At 63.9% G+C, this 16,554-nt stretch carries 17 protein-coding genes; 9 read left to right on the forward strand and 8 right to left on the reverse strand.

What is annotated here, in order from left to right; genetic code table 11:
* Window positions 1-21: 21 nt before the first annotated feature.
* Together ASS64_RS03790 and ASS64_RS03795 are read left to right on the forward strand one after the other, a co-directional pair.
* Window positions 22-1,251, forward strand: coding sequence for an argininosuccinate synthase (locus ASS64_RS03790; protein WP_234002302.1), 1,230 nt, complete (start codon window positions 22-24; stop codon window positions 1,249-1,251).
* A gap of 946 nt (window positions 1,252-2,197) precedes the next feature.
* Entirely contained in the window at window positions 2,198-2,671 is a 474-nt protein-coding gene (locus ASS64_RS03795; RefSeq protein ID WP_234002303.1) for a septal ring lytic transglycosylase RlpA family protein, read from the forward strand.
* A gap of 37 nt (window positions 2,672-2,708) precedes the next feature.
* On the opposite strand, the gene ASS64_RS03800 is transcribed toward ASS64_RS03795, so the two are convergent.
* Both ASS64_RS03800 and ASS64_RS16780 read right to left on the reverse strand, forming a co-directional pair.
* A complete protein-coding gene (locus tag ASS64_RS03800) occupies window positions 2,709-3,341 on the reverse strand; it encodes a response regulator transcription factor (RefSeq protein ID WP_067690011.1) in 633 nt (210 codons plus the stop codon).
* Window positions 3,342-3,500: 159 nt separating this feature from the next.
* Window positions 3,501-3,662, reverse strand: a complete 162-nt coding sequence (locus ASS64_RS16780) for a hypothetical protein (RefSeq protein WP_198147626.1) — start codon at window positions 3,660-3,662, stop codon at window positions 3,501-3,503.
* Here ASS64_RS16780 and ASS64_RS03805 point away from each other — a divergent pair.
* Together ASS64_RS03805 and ASS64_RS03810 are read left to right on the forward strand one after the other, a co-directional pair.
* Window positions 3,661-4,365, forward strand: a complete 705-nt coding sequence (locus ASS64_RS03805) for a LuxR family transcriptional regulator (RefSeq protein ID WP_067690014.1) — start codon at window positions 3,661-3,663, stop codon at window positions 4,363-4,365. The genes ASS64_RS16780 and ASS64_RS03805 overlap by 2 nt on opposite strands.
* 37 nt (window positions 4,366-4,402) lie before the next feature.
* On the forward strand, window positions 4,403-5,032 hold the full coding sequence (locus ASS64_RS03810; RefSeq protein ID WP_067690015.1) for a hypothetical protein: 630 nt from the start codon (window positions 4,403-4,405) through the stop codon (window positions 5,030-5,032).
* Window positions 5,033-5,045: 13 nt separating this feature from the next.
* Here the strand turns inward: ASS64_RS03810 and ASS64_RS03815 are convergent, their stop codons facing one another.
* Together ASS64_RS03815 and ASS64_RS03820 are read right to left on the reverse strand one after the other, a co-directional pair.
* Window positions 5,046-5,498, reverse strand: coding sequence for a CHRD domain-containing protein (locus tag ASS64_RS03815; protein ID WP_083508152.1), 453 nt, complete (start codon window positions 5,496-5,498; stop codon window positions 5,046-5,048).
* A gap of 85 nt (window positions 5,499-5,583) precedes the next feature.
* Window positions 5,584-6,702, reverse strand: a complete 1,119-nt coding sequence (locus ASS64_RS03820; RefSeq protein ID WP_067690018.1) for a hypothetical protein — start codon at window positions 6,700-6,702, stop codon at window positions 5,584-5,586.
* An 810-nt stretch (window positions 6,703-7,512) separates the two neighbouring features.
* On the opposite strand from ASS64_RS03820, the gene ASS64_RS16785 reads away from it, so the two are divergent.
* Window positions 7,513-7,716, forward strand: a complete 204-nt coding sequence (locus tag ASS64_RS16785) for a hypothetical protein (protein WP_198147627.1) — start codon at window positions 7,513-7,515, stop codon at window positions 7,714-7,716.
* A gap of 210 nt (window positions 7,717-7,926) precedes the next feature.
* Here ASS64_RS16785 and ASS64_RS03830 read toward each other — a convergent pair whose 3' ends face one another.
* The 4 genes from ASS64_RS03830 to ASS64_RS16615 form a co-directional block, all read right to left on the reverse strand.
* A complete protein-coding gene (locus tag ASS64_RS03830; protein WP_157075065.1) occupies window positions 7,927-8,463 on the reverse strand; it encodes a hypothetical protein in 537 nt (178 codons plus the stop codon).
* Between the two features lie 3 nt (window positions 8,464-8,466).
* Window positions 8,467-9,330: a site-specific DNA-methyltransferase gene (locus tag ASS64_RS03835; RefSeq protein WP_067690423.1), complete on the reverse strand. Its 864-nt coding sequence runs from the start codon at window positions 9,328-9,330 to the stop codon at window positions 8,467-8,469.
* A 125-nt stretch (window positions 9,331-9,455) separates the two neighbouring features.
* Window positions 9,456-12,458 (reverse strand): excinuclease ABC subunit UvrA, encoded by a 3,003-nt coding sequence (gene uvrA / locus ASS64_RS03840; RefSeq protein WP_067690026.1) that lies wholly within the window; start codon window positions 12,456-12,458, stop codon window positions 9,456-9,458.
* A 33-nt stretch (window positions 12,459-12,491) separates the two neighbouring features.
* Complete coding sequence (locus ASS64_RS16615; protein ID WP_157075066.1) at window positions 12,492-12,629, reverse strand: hypothetical protein; 138 nt, start codon at window positions 12,627-12,629, stop codon at window positions 12,492-12,494.
* A gap of 158 nt (window positions 12,630-12,787) precedes the next feature.
* On the opposite strand from ASS64_RS16615, the gene ASS64_RS03845 reads away from it, so the two are divergent.
* The 4 genes from ASS64_RS03845 (at window position 12,788) to ASS64_RS03860 (ending at window position 16,425) form a co-directional block, all read left to right on the forward strand.
* On the forward strand, window positions 12,788-13,966 hold the full coding sequence (locus tag ASS64_RS03845; protein WP_157075067.1) for a diguanylate cyclase: 1,179 nt from the start codon (window positions 12,788-12,790) through the stop codon (window positions 13,964-13,966).
* Window positions 13,967-14,140: 174 nt separating this feature from the next.
* Window positions 14,141-15,064, forward strand: a complete 924-nt coding sequence (locus tag ASS64_RS03850) for a lysozyme (RefSeq protein ID WP_234002304.1) — start codon at window positions 14,141-14,143, stop codon at window positions 15,062-15,064.
* Window positions 15,065-15,241: 177 nt separating this feature from the next.
* Entirely contained in the window at window positions 15,242-15,787 is a 546-nt protein-coding gene (gene thpR / locus ASS64_RS03855) for an RNA 2',3'-cyclic phosphodiesterase (protein ID WP_067690034.1), read from the forward strand.
* Window positions 15,784-16,425: a hypothetical protein gene (locus ASS64_RS03860; protein WP_067690425.1), complete on the forward strand. Its 642-nt coding sequence runs from the start codon at window positions 15,784-15,786 to the stop codon at window positions 16,423-16,425. Before thpR ends, ASS64_RS03860 begins: the two co-directional genes overlap by 4 nt.
* The last annotated feature ends 129 nt before the right edge of the window (window positions 16,426-16,554 follow it).

Here is a 16,554-nt window from a genome sequence, read left to right on the forward strand (position 1 = left end):
TCCAGAGCGGAGTTGAATGCGGTGCCAGAGATCAAAGCCCCCGAGATCAAGAAGGTCGTCCTCGCCTATTCGGGCGGTCTCGATACCAGTGTCATCGCCAAGTGGCTCGAGGTGGAACGCGGGCTGGAAGTGGTCACCTTCACGGCCGATCTGGGCCAGGGCGAGGAGATCGAACCCGCGCGCGAAAAGGCCCGCGCGATGGGCATTCCCGACAAGCACATCTTCATCGAGGACCTGCGCGAGGAATTCGTGCGCGATTACGTCTTCCCGATGATGCGCGCCAATGCCCGGTACGAAGGCGATTACCTGCTCGGCACCAGCATCGCGCGCCCGCTGATCTCCAAGCGCCTGGTCGAAATCGCGCATGAAACCGGCGCCGATGCCGTGGCCCACGGCGCGACCGGCAAGGGCAACGACCAGGTGCGGTTCGAACTGTCGGCCTATGCGCTCGATCCGGATATCAAGGTCATCGCCCCGTGGCGCGAATGGGACCTTACCAGCCGCACCGCGCTGATCGCCTGGGCCGAGAAGCACCAGATCGCCGTGCCCAAGGACAAGCGCGGCGAAAGCCCCTTCTCTACCGATGCGAACCTCCTCCACACCTCGTCCGAGGGCAAGGTGCTCGAGGACCCTTGGGAAGAGACCCCCGACTACGTCTATTCGCGCACCGACCATCCCGAGGATGCGCCCGATACACCCGAATATATCGAGATTGCGTTCGAGCGCGGCGACGGCGTCGCGCTGAATGGCGAAGCGATGAGCCCGGCAACGCTGCTGACCGCGCTCAACGAGCTCGGCCGCAGGCACGGCATCGGCCGCCTCGACCTGGTCGAGAACCGCTTCGTCGGCATGAAAAGCCGCGGCATGTACGAGACCCCCGGCGGCGAGATCTACGCCCGCGCGCATCGCGGGATCGAGCAGATCACGCTCGATCGCGGCGCGGCGCACCTCAAGGACGAACTGATGCCGCGCTATGCCGAACTGGTGTATAACGGCCTCTGGTTCAGCCCCGAGCGCGAAATGCTGCAGGCGGCGGTCGACCTCAGCCAGGAGAAGGTCAGCGGCACCGTCCGGCTCAAGCTCTACAAGGGCAACGCGATGGTCGTTGGCCGCAGGTCGGCAAACTCGCTCTATTCGGAAGCGCATGTCACTTTCGAGGACGATGCCGGCGCCTACGACCAGAAGGACGCCGAAGGCTTCATCAAGCTCAATGCCCTGCGCCTGCGGTTACTCGCGAAGCGCGACCGTTAGTTGCGCTGCGGCAGTGTTGTGCAGTGCAATATTGCGCTGCTCGCGCGACCCCTATTCGAAATTTGCGACGAGCAGTTGAGTTATCCACTCCCCTCCACAACGGATTCGGGGGAAAGTGGAAAACTCGAGCTTTGCGCGCTTGCCGAATCGCCCGATCCAGAGCAGCTTCAACTCATCGGAACGGCGAGGAATTTCCACCGGATTGATGGCTTAACGGCTTAAAATCACGGAGAACTTCCAGACCGGAAAGACATGGAGGATGCTGTCCATGTGTCTCCCGAGAACTGTTTGATGAAGACTTCGGTCGGAAGCAAGCGGGTCGATGACGGAACACAGCGTACGTCTTTCATGGATCGGGCCAGCCAGGCTCGGATGCCGAGGAGGCATTGTTTGGAGAAGGTCTTCGGACCGGATCGACGATGTCGCCGCTTGAGGCTCCAGCCACCAAAGGAAGGTTCGATCGCGGAGCCGCCCGTCGAAGGTCGGTCGGGAAGGGAAGCGAAGGTTTTCGGACCAGGCGCACCTTGCCGGGCAGGCTGGAGGGTGGAGCCGGATGCCGGTGCGAGCGCCGGTGACAGAACCTTCAAGCGGCGTCTTCGGACGCAGCCGAAGGGAAAACATCGGATGCCAAGTTCCCGCTTTCGGGCAGGACCACGCATCGGTGAGAGTGGGGTCGGCAGCGATGCCGGCCCCATTTGCTGTGGGCCTGCGCTCGCTGCTTTTTACGATCAGACCTACAGCTTGCGGTGGCTCGGTCGAAGACCCTCCAGATATTGCCAATCAGCCGAAATTCGTTCCTGAAGCGCGACGAACTGTGGCAGGAATGGGGCAAGCACCGCCCGAACTGGGGACTTCGCTGATCGGCTCCGGTATAAACGCCCGAACCCAACGGGAGGTTCGTTTCATGGTCACTAGCGCGTTTCGCGGCCTATGCTTGCTCGCGGCCTTGGCACTGCCCGCCACCGCGGCTCAGCCAGAAGACCGAGCGCGCACGTCCCCACCCCAGACCAGTTTCGAGGCAAGCTTCGCGCGGTTCGAAGCCCTGCCGCCCGCGCCCGAACCCGCAGGCCATGTGGTCGACATGGCCACGATCGATGCACCCGTGGAAATGCCGCCCGCGGCGACTCCGATCGGACGCGGCGTGGCATCCTATTACGGTAAGCGTTTTCACGGTCGGCGCACCGCCAATGGCGAGCGGTTCGATATGCATGCGATGACCGCCGCACACCGCACACTACCCTTCGGCACGCTGGTGGAGGTGACCAATCCAGGCAATGGCAAGACGGTGACCGTGCGCATAAACGACCGCGGCCCCTTTGCGCATGGCCGGACGATCGACCTGAGCCGCGCCGCCGCGTCGGAAATCGGCCTGATTCGCCGCGGCCACGGCATGGTCGAACTGGCCGTTCTCGATCAGTAGTGGGCCCGCAGCCCCAGCCGAAAACGGCTCCGCCTGCCTAGAACGCCAATTCGCGCTGCTCGATTTCGGTGGTGTCCGTGTCGAACTGTGCCTCGACCGATAGCCGCACCGCGGCGGCCACATTGCGCACGCCCAGCTTGGTCAGCACGTTGGCCCGGTGCAGTTCGACCGTGCGCGGGCTGATCCCCAATGTGCGAGCGACTTCCTTGCTCGAGAACCCCTCGCAAACGCCGGTCAGCACCTCGCGCTCGCGCGGGGAAAGCTGGCCGATGCGCTGCTTTGCGCGCGCCTGTTCGATCGTCGAGGTCGATTTCTGCCACTTGCGGGCCATGATGTTGGTGAGTGTACGGTGCAGCCGCTCGTCCGGCGTCGGCCATTCCAGATAGCCGGCGGCGCCCCCGCTCAGCACGTCCATAATGTGCGAGATCCCGGCCTGCTTCGAATAGGCGACCAGGGGATAGAAGCGGTTCGCCTCGCGCATGTCGCGCTGCGTCCGCGACAGCTGCAGCCCCTCGTCATGCACCAGCAACCAGGCTTCCTCGGGCCAGCGCCCCCCCAGCTCCTCCAGAGTATCTGCCGGTATGACATAGCCCATCTTGCCTAGCGCCAGCGTCAGCTCGTGGCGGCTCTTGTAATCGCTATCGACAACGATGAACGTAGATTCGTGCATGACCGTGCGACCCCCATGTCCTGTCAAGTGCTCTGACCGAGGTTGATCCCGTTTTCCCCAGCCATAGGTCGAATCAGTATTATTACGGGGGTGGTAGCCCTAGTCATGCAGATGAACGTCGTCCGATCGGATGACATCCGTATAGACGAAACGCGACGTCTAATCGCGACGGGAACTGACGCGATGCGGTGCCCGATTACCGGCATTCGTGCTTTCCACAGCGCTGCGGGCATCGAAATGTTGCGCGTAGTTCAGATGGATGACATTCGAACGGATCAAGGTTTGTTGTGTCCAGGTAAGCAGATGGGGATCGAGTTCCATGGATGACAGCCGGGCCATCAGGCAGATTGCCGGGGCGATGACCAAGGATGAGGTCTTTACCATCGCCCGCGCCTTCTATCGTACTCATGGCTTCAATGCGCTGAGCTACCTCAAGCCCTCGCGCATCCATCCCGGACAGGCAGATGTCGTCAGCTTCGGCTTTCCCGACGCCTGGATCGAACGCTACAATGACGGGCTCAACCTGCTCGACCCCTTCCCCGCGCTGGTCGCGCGCGCCGGGCGACCGGTCCGCCTGAGCAATCTGTCGGCGGACAAGTCGCTGAGCGCCGAGCAGATCTACTTCATCGAACAGGCGCGCGAGCACGGGGTGACCGACGGCTATGCCTTTCCCACCTTCGGGCCGCGCCAGCAATTGGCGGCCTTCGGCATCAACCAGGTCGATCACGAGGACCGGGTGGACCATGCCGACGTGCCGGTCCTCCATGCCATCGCGCAGGCCGCGCATCTGCGGATCGACCAGCTCGAGGCGGAAGAGCTCGAGCGCCCGCGCCTGGCCCCGCGCGAGGTGTTGGTCCTGCACTGGATCGCGCAGGGCAAGAGCAATGAGGAGATCGCCATGATCCTCGGCAGCAAACGGCCGACGATCGCCACGCATATCAAGCGCATCTTCACCAAGCTCGACGTCTCGGACCGCGCCTCGGCGGCGGTCAAGGGGCTCAAGTTCGGGATCATCAACATCTGACGGCGGAGACACCCGCGCGGGGCTGGAGGGGCATGGGATGAGCGAGTTCAGTATCACCTTCGAGCTCTTCCTGCTGCTGCTCGGCTTGGCGATGGCCGAGGGGCTGGCGGGCTTCGCACGCGCCTTCAAGCTGCGCAGCCGCATCCGCCACGGTCGTGGCACCACGGCCGGCAAAGCCGACCGCGAGCAGATCCGCATCGGCTGGCTCGTCCCGCTCGCCGCGCTCGTCGTGTTGTGCCACCAGTCGACCTTCTGGCTGTTCCTCTACGACGTGCGCGGCAACGTGCCGCTCAACTTCCTCTCGGTCCTCGCGCTGCTCGGGCTGATCGGCTGGTACTACCTGATCAGCGCGATGCTGTGGCCCGACGCGCCCGAGGCCTGGCCCGATTTCGACGCCTATTACATGGCGCACCGTCGCTTCGTCTGGTTCGGCGTGATCGGCATCGGGCTGATCGCCCAACTGGGCCGCACGGTCTATTCGGTGGAGTCCGAGCTGCGCGATCCGGCGTGGATGTTCGCGCTGGCCGACTGGTCGGACACCTTCGGCACGCTGGCCCTGCTCGCGCTGCCCTTCGTGAGCCACGCGCGCTGGGCACTGGGCCTGCTCGTGCTGATCCTCGCCCACTTCGCGGTGAGCGCCGCGGTGTCGCCGTGGATCCCCTTCTGACCCGCGCCGCCCCCTACCCCGACAATTGCCCGCGCAGCGCGCCATCGGGCAGCGCGCTTGTGTGGATATCGGCGTAGTAGTCCTCCGGATCGGCGGCGATCCTGCGCGCCAGCGCGGGATCGAGCGTCACGCACACTTCGTCGTCCGGCGCCATTTCCAGCGTCGCCACCACCGGCCCGTTCCGGCCTTCGCGGCCCTCGTGGATATGCGCGGCGTCGATACCCTCCAGCCCCGAGGCTTCGAGGTAGTAGCACATCCGGCCCGCGCCCGGCTCGATCAGCGCGTTGATGGCACCGCTGGCCTCTTCCCCCGCGCCCTTGCCGACGACGTATTCGCCATAGAGATTGGCGCCGACCACCGCGCTGTCGTCCTGCGCCGCCACCGGCGATGCGCAGGCCAGGGCGAGGCCGCCGAGCAGCGCCGCAGCCCGCGCCATGCGCGCCCCATGCATGCCTGTGCGTATCATCCTGCAGTCCCTTCATCCCGCGGGGACCGCGACGAACCGGGCGAAGCGCCGTTCGCGGCGGCCTCAGCAGACCGGCAGGATACGCCTATTCGCCCGATTTTGGAACCGCGAGCCCGCGCCCGCGCGCGCCCGGCCGGTCCGCACCGTCCATTTCCTCATCCCACTCCTCCGCGACCCACATGCCGTCCGCATCGCGCGTGTGCAGCACCCAGTCCTCGCCATAGCGCCACCAGTCCTCGTCCTCCGCCTCGAAGGCCGCCAGCTGGCATTCCTCGATCTCCGCCGGATCGCCGGTCAGCTCGGCGTAGGAGGGCGCATCGTCGGGCCGTTCTTCCTCCATGGCGAGCAGGCGCGAGACCGCCGGGTAATGCGGGCAAGCGCGGCACTCGGGCCAGGAGGGGTGCTCGCAGCACGGCCCCGATCCGTCGACATTGGGCATCGGCTCCCATCCCTGCGGCCCGCGCCGCCAGTGCCGCTCGCCCCGGTCGAAGCCGTGCACCGCGCCCGGACAGTCGCAGCGCGGTTCGGCCTGCGGATGGGCCTGCGCGGCGGCGTCCGGCTCGCCAGACATGGACCGGGTGTTACACCGTCCAGGCGAAGAATTATCACCGCCCCGATCCGCCCCCACCCGATCCCCTGCGAAGGCAGGGGCCTCGGGCCGTGAAGCACGACCGCCCGAGGTCCCCGCCCCCGCCTGCCCCGGACCACGATCCGGGGCGGGGACACCTTCCACTTCCACATCGATCGCTTCGCCCTGGCGCATCCGGCGCAACAGGCCGTCGAAATCCTCCGCCAGCGCCTCGATCCGCATATCGCTGCGCATCCGGTCGAGCCGCGCGAGATGGGCGAGCAGCAGCCGGTCGGAAAAACGCTTGCGATGGCCGACGAGGTCGCCGTGATACCACACCTCCTCCTCGACGCCGTTCATCGCGTAATCCGCCAGCTTCGCCTCCGCCGCGCCGCGCGCGACCACCAGCGCCGCATCCCACGCGCGCCCGAAGGCGGCCGAATTGCGCCGCGCGCGATAGCAGGTCTGGTGCGACACCTTCACCCGCCGCGCCGCCGCGCGTACGGAGCCGGTGGTCGCGAGCGCCTCGAGAAAGGCGATCTGCCGCTCGAGCACGAATTGCGTCTGCGGCGCGCGCGGGTCCTCGGCGAAGAGATCGGCGTGGAGGACGATGGGGTGATTGGCCATGTCGGTCATTGGGTTCACCTTGCATGTGAGGAAGGGAACCGGGCCATCTATACAGTCGTGGGCGTGTAGGACAGGATTACCGCTCCAATACGTCACCCCGTATCCGATCCGGGGGCGGGTTGCTGCGCTCACAGGTACCGGCCGAGAGTAAGCACCGGCCCCGGATCAGGTCCGGGGCGACGGCTAAGAGGGGCGCCGCGGTTCTTTCACCCACTATCCGAATGTGGAGCCGAAGGCGGGAATGCCGCGCGGCGCCAGCGCAAAACTCGGAAACCTCCCCACCTTGCGCCACCCCGGACTTGATCCGGGGCCAGGCTGCTACGATCCCAAGTGCCTACGGCACGCTACTCCCGCCCCAGCCTTGCGACCGATCCGACCATGAAGGAAAGACATCTGGCCGTCCCACGGCGCGGCATAGGCCCCGGCGCGCGGTCAGCCGCGACGGCGCATGCGGCGCGCGAGCCATTCGCCCAGCAACGCGGCGAACGCGAGCGTGCCGAGCACGGCGAGGAAAACGATAAGCCACGCGGACATGATGGCACTCCGTTGCACGAGGCGGGAGCAATGCCGAAGCTTCTCTCGGTCGCCGGAAAGCCAGGAATACGGCCGACGATGCGCGGGACCTAGCAGTTCGGGCGATCGCGCGCGTTATCAATTGATGCAGTGCCGAGGGGTGCGGCGAGCGCGCGGACGAGACACCCGCACGCCCCTCCCCGCGAGCACCGGCACCGGGCGCCCCGATCCCCCGCAATCCCATCCCGATCCCGCGCGCAGGCGGGGGTCTCAGTCGGTGTAGCGCCGAGCGCGGTAGCAGGTCTGGTGCGAAACCCGCGCCCGCCGCGCCGCCCCGCGCACGGAGCCGGTGACCGCCAGCGCCTCGAGGAAGGCCACCTGCCGCTCGGCCACGAACTGCGTCTGCGGAGCGCGGTCGTCGTCCTCCTCGACGAGGAGATCGGCGTGGAGGACGATGCGTGGGATTGCGAGAGCTTCGAGGGCCGCATGCATCGTTTCGTCTGCGTGTGAGAAAGGGAATCGGGTTATCTATACCGCGGGGGACGTGTAGGACAGCGCCGACCGCCCTCCAGTCGCCCCGTGCGCCGCCTGTTTCGGGCAGCAAGGGAGTCGGGGTTCCGCCGGAAATTACGATCAATTAGATATACTGTCAGGACGGTCCCCGCAGGGCTCCCTCGGAATTGCCTCTGTTCCCGGATTTGGTCTTCTGACTTGCCGTCCTTACAGCTTACCCAGATTTGTGCGCATTTTCTTTAACGGCGGCCCAATTCCATCATGCTCAAATGCAATAATGCGGATTGGCAGATCGGATGCATGGAGCTCTACATGTTTCTTCGCGGTCCGAAAGTTGGGCGTGCGATCGGTCAAGAACTTTGAAGTTTTATCGTCAGGGACAATTATGATGCCGGCGTCGATGTGTCCGGATGAAATCTCTGTCTTGAGGTGCAGAACATCGACCGCCAGCAAATCGCTGCGACCAGAAACCTGCACTTCCACGCCAATAGCTCCACCATTTCGATTGGATTTCCTCCAATCGATCCCACCCACTGTCAGTTTGGTCCAATCACCGGCTGCCTCAAAACCATCATCAATCGCAATGCGCAAATCCTTCGTACCGTTAGCATGTTTCGTCTCGCGCAGGAGCAGTTCGAATTGGCTGAGAGCAGTTTCAGCCTCCGTCACTAGCGGCGCAAGTCCAAGTCTACTCACTCGCTCAGAGAAGCCGTCGTAATCTTCCACATGGGTAATTTTTGGCACAGATTACTCAGCAGCTATCGATTGATGAGGGTATTCGACGAAATCGTCATTCTTGTGATGCTCTACCTCTTCGGTCAGTCGTGCTAAAATTGGCGATATGTCTTCAATCTCACACCCTATCCAGCGACGCTCAAGTTTTTCACAAACAGCATATGTTGTCCCGCTTCCCCCGAATGGATCAAGAACTAGGTCGCCCGGTAAGGTAGACATCTCTACGACCCGCTCGAGCAGCTTCGTGCTCAATGCATTTTCAGTCCGGCCAGCGGGCTTAAACTTTCTATGCCTCACTGGAGGAATGTCGGTCCAGATGTCTTTCAAATTGACGCCATTGGGATTCATCGCCTTTCGGTGCCCACCATAATCCCGAATCTCACCATCGCAGTGTCTGCACGTCTCAATGGGGGTCCTAATTTTATGAAATGTTTTTGGACGGCCTTTCGTAAAATACAAAAGAGAATAATGAGCGGGATACAATCGACCCTGAATGGGAAGGCAGTTCTTTTGCTCGACGGCTATCCAGTGTCGAAAATCCAATCCTAACTTTGTTAAGATCATCGCAAGCTGAAAGTTCCATTTAGGCAGGTTGAAGATAAAAAAGCTCCCGCCCTTCTTAAGCGTGCGATTGCATTCTTCAATCCATTCGCGACACCAATCAAGATACCTTTCTTCACTCAGGTCGTCGCTTGACCGTGTGCCATAAAGCTTTTTCAGATTAAACGGTGGGTCGGCGAAGACAGTATCGACGGCCTCATCATCCAATCCTTTTAATACAGTCAAGCAATCCGCCTCGTAGAGCTCTCCCAAACTGCTGGTGTAGGTTGGACTAATATTTGCCACGCTTTCCTCGGGTATCACGGGAATTTTCATCGCCAAATCCTCTCTCGGCGTCAATCGAGAGAACTTACATATCCGCTGAATCATCTCTCCTGAGCAAAGCTCAACCAAATCGGACCAGTCTTTTGGCAAGTTGGTTTTGGTTCTTGAGCTTAGACCTACTCCGCCGCCTCCCGCTGCCGCTCCAGCATCGGCTTGAGATACTGCCCTGTGTAACTCTCCGCCACCGCAGCCACCTCCTCCGGCGTCCCCTGCGCAACAACCTCCCCGCCGCGCACGCCGCCGCCCGGCCCGAGGTCGAGGATGTGGTCGGCCGTCTTGATCACGTCGAGATTGTGCTCGATCACCACCACGCTGTTCCCCTGGTCCACCAGCCGGTGGAGCACTTCGAGGAGCTTGCGGACGTCCTCGAAATGGAGGCCCGTGGTGGGCTCGTCGAGGATGTAGAGCGTCTGGCCGGTGCTGCGCTTGGACAGTTCCTTGGCCAGTTTCACCCGCTGCGCCTCGCCGCCCGACAGCGTGGTCGCCTGCTGGCCGACCTTGACGTAGCCCAGCCCCACCTCGTTCAGCATGTGCATCTTGTCGCGGATCGGGGGGACGGCCTTGAAGAAGCCTTCCGCATCCTCGATCGTCATGTCGAGCACGTCGGCGATCGAGAGGCCCTTGAACTTCACCTCCAGCGTTTCGCGATTGTAGCGCTTGCCGCCGCATTCCTCGCAGGTGACGTAGACGTCGGGCAGGAAGTGCATCTCGATCTTGATCAGCCCGTCACCCTGGCACGCCTCGCAGCGGCCGCCCTTGACGTTGAAGCTGAAGCGGCCGGGTTTGTAGCCGCGCGCCTGCGCTTCGGGGAGGCCGGCGAACCAGTCGCGGATTTGGGTGAAGGCGCCGGTGTAGGTCGCCGGGTTGGAGCGCGGGGTGCGGCCGATGGGCGACTGGTCGATCTCGATCACCTTGTCGCAATATTCGAGGCCGGTGACCTTCTCGTGCGCGCCCGCGACCACGCGCGCACCGTTCAACTGGCGCGCGGCGGAGGCGTAGAGCGTGTCGATGGTGAAGGACGACTTGCCCGAGCCGGAAACGCCGGTGATGCAGGTGAAGGTGCCGAGCGAGATGGAGGCGGTGACGTCGCGCAAATTGTTCGCCCGCGCGCCGTGGACGGTGAGCTGGTCCCCGTTGCCTGTGCGGCGCTCGCCCGGAACCGCGATTTCGCGGCGGCCGGTGAGGTAGTCTGCGGTGAGCGATTTCCTGCTCTTGAGCACCTGTTTGAGCGTGCCCTGCGCCACCACCTCGCCGCCATGCACGCCCGCACCGGGGCCGAGGTCGACCACATGGTCGGCGGCGCGGATCGCGTCCTCGTCATGCTCGACCACGATCACCGTATTGCCCAGATCGCGCAGGCGCTTGAGGGTTTCGAGCAGCCGGTCGTTGTCGCGTTGATGGAGGCCGATGCTGGGCTCGTCGAGCACGTAGAGCACACCCGACAGGCCCGAGCCGATCTGCGATGCGAGGCGGATGCGCTGGCTCTCCCCGCCGGAGAGGGTGCCGGAGGTGCGGTCGAGGTTGAGATAATCGAGCCCGACATTGTCGAGGAAGCCCAGCCGCTCGTTGATTTCCTTGAGGATGGCCTTGGCGATCTGACCCTGCGTTTCGGTCAGCTGATCGGGCAGCGCGAGGAACCAGGCCTTCGCATCGGCGACGCTCATCTTGGTGGGGGTGGCGATGTCGGTGGCGTTGTCGCCCTGGCCGATCTTCACCGCCAGCGCCTTCTCGTTGAGCCGCTTGCCGTGGCAGGTCTCGCACGGCTGCGCGGTCTGGAACTTCGACAGCTCCTCGCGCATCCAGGCGCTCTCGGTCTGCAGCATGCGGCGGTTGAGATTGCCGATCACGCCCTCGAACGGCTTCTTGACGGTATATTCCTTGCGCCCGTCCTTGAAGGTGAGCGGGATGGCGCGGCCCTTGGTGCCGTAGAGGATGATGTCGCGAATTTCCTTGTCGAAATCCTCCCACGGGGTCTCGAGGCTGAACTCGTATTCCTTCGCAAGGCTGGCGAGCACCTGCATGTAATAGGGCGATGGCGGGTTCGACTTCGCCCAGGGTACCACCGCCCCCTTCTTCAAGGACAGCGCCTCGTTCGGCACGACCAGCTGCGGATCGAACAGCTGCTTCTCGCCGATCCCGTCGCAGGTCGGGCAGGCCCCCTGCGGCGCGTTGAACGAGAACAGGCGCGGCTCGACCTCCTCGATGGTGAAGCCGGAGACGGGGCAGGAGAAGCGCTCGGAGAACACGATGCGGTTGGCGGGAATGCCCGCGCCCTTCATCTTGCCGCCATCTTCGGCAGGTGTCCCTGCGGAGGCAGGGACCTCATTCGGGGTCGCGCCGGAACCGCCTGAGGCCCCAGCCTTCGCTGGGGCCCGTGCCATGACCTCCGCCACCGTCCCGTCCGCCAGGTCGACAAAGGCCAGCCCATCGGCGAGCTTGAGCGCGGTTTCGAAACTATCGGCCAGCCGCGTTTCGAGGCCCTCCTTCACCGCCAGCCGGTCTACCACCACCTCGATGTCGTGCTTGAATTTCTTGTCGAGCGCGGGCGCTTCCTCGATCGGGTACATCTCGCCATCGATCCGCACGCGGGTGAAACCGGCTTTCTGCCATTCGGCCAGTTCCTTGCGGTATTCGCCCTTGCGCCCGCGCACCACTGGCGCGAGCAGGTAGAGCCGCGTGCCTTCGGGCAAAGCCATCACGCGGTCGACCATGTTGGAGACGGTCTGCGCCTCGATCGGCAGGCCGGTGGCGGGCGAATAGGGCACCCCCACCCTCGCCCACAACAGACGCATATAGTCGTAGATCTCGGTCACCGTCGCCACGGTCGAGCGCGGGTTGCGGCTGGTAGTCTTCTGCTCGATCGAGATGGCGGGGCTGAGCCCGTCGATATGCTCGACATCGGGCTTTTGCATCATCTCGAGGAACTGCCGCGCATAGGCGCTCAGGCTCTCGACATAGCGCCGCTGCCCCTCGGCATAGATCGTGTCGAAGGCGAGGCTCGACTTGCCCGAGCCCGACAGGCCCGTGATCACGATCAGCGCATCGCGCGGCAGGTCGATATCGACCCCCTTGAGATTATGCTCGCGGGCGCCGCGGACGGAGATCTTGGTGAGAGCCATGGGGGAGCGATGTTCCTAAATTGTTCACATAAGTCAAGACACGTTCCGCATCGGAATTTCGAACGAAGGAAGGCCGAAGACCGGGCCGATACGGAAGGCGACAGCAGTCGCTGCGGCGCGCGACCCCAGACTTAGGAACGTATCGCGATATTGCGAGGTCTTGTCGCGCATCGGCCAGCAAGCAAAGGCGCGACAGGATCACGCACGAAGCCGGCAAACAGCGCCGTCCTATCCCCGCCACCGGAAAACGGAGCGCATAAGCGGATTCTTTAACGAATTGGCACTATGCTCCTTTTTCCAACGATGAGAGGGGGTTGACGCCGGGACCGGTGCGAATCGACGACAACTTTGACGGCAATATTGCTGGCGTCCTCGCACGCGCCCCGGTCGATTCCTACGAAATCGAGCGCGAGGCGGTTATCGCCATGCTCGAACGCGAGCGTCGCTCGCTTGTCTCGAGCCTGATTGGGCTTGGGCTGCTGGCAGTCGGCGTGGCGATGCTGCCCAACCCCGCATTTATGGCGCTGTTGCTGGTCCTGCGCCTTGCCTCCTTCCTGTTTACGCGTCGCGCGGTCGCGCAACTCGAAAGGCGCATGCGCACGCGCAAGCCGGTGAAGGCGGCGCGCGCCGTCCTGTTCGGGGCCATGTCGCTGACCGGCGTCACGCTGGCGCTGATGTTGTGGCCGCAGCCGCCCGGGGCCTCCATGGTGGCGATCGGGCTGATCCAGGTCGTCGTTATCGTCGCCGTGACGCTAATATCGGTCACGCTTGCGGCGCTTCCCGCATCTCGCGACGCCATGCTGGCAAGCTTCTGGCTGACAGCCAGCGGGCTGATCCTGTTCCATCCCGCTTCGGGCGATCCCGGCATGATCGCGGTCCTGACCCTGGCCGTCCTCGGTGTGCGAATCTACAGTTCCTCGACCGGACACCACATTCACAGCTCCGCGAAAATGCTGGTCGAAAACCGGCAGCTTTCCGAAGATCTCGCCGACGCGCTTGCCCATGCCGAATTCCTCAGCTGGCGCGACCCGCTGACCGGCCTGTTCAATCGCCGCATGCTGTTCGAGGACACGCGCCGCGACCGCAGCCCGCTTTCGCGCCACCTGCTGACGATCGATCTCGATCGGTTCAAGACGATCAACGACACGTTCGGGCATGGAGTCGGAGATCACGTAATCATCGCGACGGCGGATACGATCCGCGAATGGTGCGCGACGCTGGGCGACAGGGGAGAACACCAGGCATTCCGCCTCGGCGGAGAGGAGTTTCTGGTGATCGCGCGCGGGCTGGACGATGCCGTCGTCAGCGAAGCGGCGGAACGTCTGCGGGTCGCGATTACCGAGCTCGAAGGGCAATTCACCGGCCATTCGGGCATCGCCATTTCGGCATCCATCGGCCTCACCGGCTGGCGGTTCGGCGAAAGTCTGGACGATGCGCTGCTGCGCGCGGATATTGCCTGTTACGAGGCCAAGAACACCGGGCGAAACAGGGTGCGTCGCGCCGCCTGAGCACGAGGATTCGCCGTCCGGACGTTCCGCGACAGCGACGAATTGGGGACCGATGCCCTCCCCCGAACCGTTTCATATACAAGTCCGACACCTTGCCAGCGCACATGGAACCGCATGTGCGGGTCGCAATCCAGGTGTCCCGAACCAATTACGCAATGAAAGGTGCCTCTCCACATGGAAAAGGACACCGCGAACAACGCGAACCAAACAGGCGGAGCCGATCGGGTCCCCGCACACAATGACCGCTCGGGCGCAAAGCTCAAGGCGCTCCTCGACGACCTCCACCGTCCCCTCGACGAAGTGGACTGGTCGCATACCTCGCTGCGCGGCGAGAAGGGCGACAATCCGAAGAGCTTCCTCAAGCGCCTGCGTCGCGAGCGCCAGCACAGGCGGGAGCTGCGTCGGGCGCGAAAAGCCGCAGCAAAGGCATTCGATGTCCGGCCGCAGCTGTCTACGCGCAAGCGCGCCACGCTGATGCTTGGTGCCGGCGCGCTGGGTCTGACCGCCTTCACCGGCCCGCCCAAGGCCCGCAAGCCCGTGCAGCCGCTGAATACGGCGCAAATGGTAATCGACGACGCCCATAGCGTGCGGCAGCCCGCCGTCCTGCTCAAGGCCAGCGACACCTTCAAACAGGCGCTGATCGAAGAAGAGGGCGTGCGCTATACGGTTTACCGCGATGTCGCGGGCTATCCGACCGTGGGCGTGGGCCACCTGGTCGAGCCGGAGGACAATCTGCGTGTCGGCGACCGGGTGAGCGAGGGCCAGGTCCTCGCCTTCCTTGAAGCCGACCTCACCGAAGCCGAACAGGGCGTACGGCAGCTGGTCGGTGACCTTCCATTATACCAGCACGAATTCGATGCGCTGCTCGACCTCGTCTACAATGTCGGTTTCGGCAATGTCTCTCCCGACCGGAGCCCGCGGCTCAACGCCGCTATCGATGCCGGCGATTACGAGGCGATCGCCGACGAACTCGACTATACGCATGCCGGCGGGAAATTTGCCAAGGGACTGCAATATCGCAGCGAACGGCGCGCCAAGATCTTCATGGATGCATCATACGAAAATCCGCGCGAGGCTGCGGCACAAAGCTCGGCCTGAACGGTGCGTTTGCAACCCGGTCGGCATATCGCCCATGATGCACGGCAAAGGGGCCGGCATCGGCTTGCAACAGGCGGTCCAAGCGCTTTACGGAGCGAAGGCGCCCGTTGCCGGCGCGTCCGGCGTCTCGCCGCCTGAATCCCCTGCCATGCGCCGATCGAGCGGCGTCCGGAAGCTATGTCCCACCGCCTTTTCATCGGCATCCGCCCACCCGCCGCCATCCGCGACGCGCTGATCGATCTGATGGAGGGTGTCGACGGCGCACGCTGGCAGGACGAGGACCAGCTGCACCTGACACTGCGTTTCATCGGGGAAGTCGACAGCCACCAGGCGGACGAGCTGGCCGGGCGCCTGCACGCGGCGAACTGCCCGTCGCCGGAGCTGACAGTCCGTGGTGTCGGAACCTTCGCCAAGAAGGGCCGGGCACACACTTTGTGGGCGGGGATCGAGAACAGTCCCGAACTCCAGCGCCTGCAACGGCGCGTCGAGCGGTATTGCGTGAACGCGGGGCTCGAGCCCGAACGCCGCAAATACCACCCCCATATCACGCTTGCGCGGCTCAATCGGTCGACCGGGCCGCTCGATCCCTTTCTCCTGCGCCATCAAGGGCTACGCCTTGGCCCCTGGCAGGTGGAAGACTATATTCTCTACGAAGCATTCCTGCGGCCCGAGGGCTCGTTTTACGAGCCTGTGGTCCGCTATCCACTCGAACCATGGCCATGAAGACCGCAACCCTTCCCTTGCTGGCGCTGTTCTCGCTCTCGCTTGCGGGCTGCGCACCCGATCAGCCGCCCGATGGCAAGCCGGACTGGCAGATGCTGGCCGATGCGGCGACACAGCCGGAAGATTGCCTGCTGCTGGTCTGGTCGAGCCAGGAAGAACGCCGCACGCAGTTCGACCGCGAGCACGATTTCGTCGATGGCGGCGCGATCTCCTGTTCCACCGGCACCAGCGCCAGCCAGTTCGACGCCGCGATCGCCGCCCTGCGCGACGCGGCGGCAAGCGGGAACAAGGCGCGCATTCTCGAGGAAATCGGCATTCCGCTGCTCTATATCGATGCGCAGGGGAACCGCCGCGAGATCGAGGATCGCGACGAGGTCGAAGCGGTGTTCGACGAAATCTTCGATCCCGCCATGCTCGACCTGCTGCAGCGGCTCGACCTGTCCGGCATGAGCGTCGCCAAGGATCAGGGCGGCTATTTCGGCCTCGGCGCAATCTGGCTGGTGGTGGACGAGGACGGAGGGCGCCCGCGGCTGATGACCGTCAATCGCCAGGCGCTCGACGAAGCGCTGGCCGCGGCACGCGACCAGGCCGAGCGGCACGACGGCGATGTCGTGCCCCTCGACGAAAAGCCTCGCTAAGTGGCCAGCGACACGATCGATCGCGGCGGTGATGCGCGATGGCGAGTTCGTGATCCGGCGATAGGACGAGTGCTTCGGAACACAATGCGTTTCTCCCGCATTCGACCAATGTAGGAAACGCGCCGACCG

Origin of the sequence: Erythrobacter sp. AP23 (assembly GCF_001542855.1) — a bacterium.
In the GTDB taxonomy this organism is placed as follows: domain Bacteria; phylum Pseudomonadota; class Alphaproteobacteria; order Sphingomonadales; family Sphingomonadaceae; genus Qipengyuania.

Bases quoted from the DNA above. Each gene is read 5' to 3' on its own strand.
- ASS64_RS03800 (WP_067690011.1), bottom strand. From the start codon at position 3,341: ATGCACGAATCTACGTTCATCGTTGTCGATAGCGATTACAAGAGCCGC.
- ASS64_RS03805 (WP_067690014.1), top strand. From the start codon at position 3,661: ATGGATGACAGCCGGGCCATCAGGCAGATTGCCGGGGCGATGACCAAG.
- ASS64_RS16780 (WP_198147626.1), bottom strand. From the start codon at position 3,662: ATGGAACTCGATCCCCATCTGCTTACCTGGACACAACAAACCTTGATC.
- ASS64_RS03810 (WP_067690015.1), top strand. From the start codon at position 4,403: ATGAGCGAGTTCAGTATCACCTTCGAGCTCTTCCTGCTGCTGCTCGGC.
- ASS64_RS03815 (WP_083508152.1), bottom strand. From the start codon at position 5,498: ATGATACGCACAGGCATGCATGGGGCGCGCATGGCGCGGGCTGCGGCG.
- ASS64_RS03820 (WP_067690018.1), bottom strand. From the start codon at position 6,702: ATGACCGACATGGCCAATCACCCCATCGTCCTCCACGCCGATCTCTTC.
- ASS64_RS03835 (WP_067690423.1), bottom strand. From the start codon at position 9,330: ATGAAAATTCCCGTGATACCCGAGGAAAGCGTGGCAAATATTAGTCCA.
- uvrA (WP_067690026.1), bottom strand. From the start codon at position 12,458: ATGGCTCTCACCAAGATCTCCGTCCGCGGCGCCCGCGAGCATAATCTC.
- ASS64_RS16615 (WP_157075066.1), bottom strand. From the start codon at position 12,629: ATGCGCGACAAGACCTCGCAATATCGCGATACGTTCCTAAGTCTGGGG.
- ASS64_RS03850 (WP_234002304.1), top strand. From the start codon at position 14,141: ATGGAAAAGGACACCGCGAACAACGCGAACCAAACAGGCGGAGCCGAT.
- thpR (WP_067690034.1), top strand. From the start codon at position 15,242: ATGTCCCACCGCCTTTTCATCGGCATCCGCCCACCCGCCGCCATCCGC.
- ASS64_RS03860 (WP_067690425.1), top strand. From the start codon at position 15,784: ATGAAGACCGCAACCCTTCCCTTGCTGGCGCTGTTCTCGCTCTCGCTT.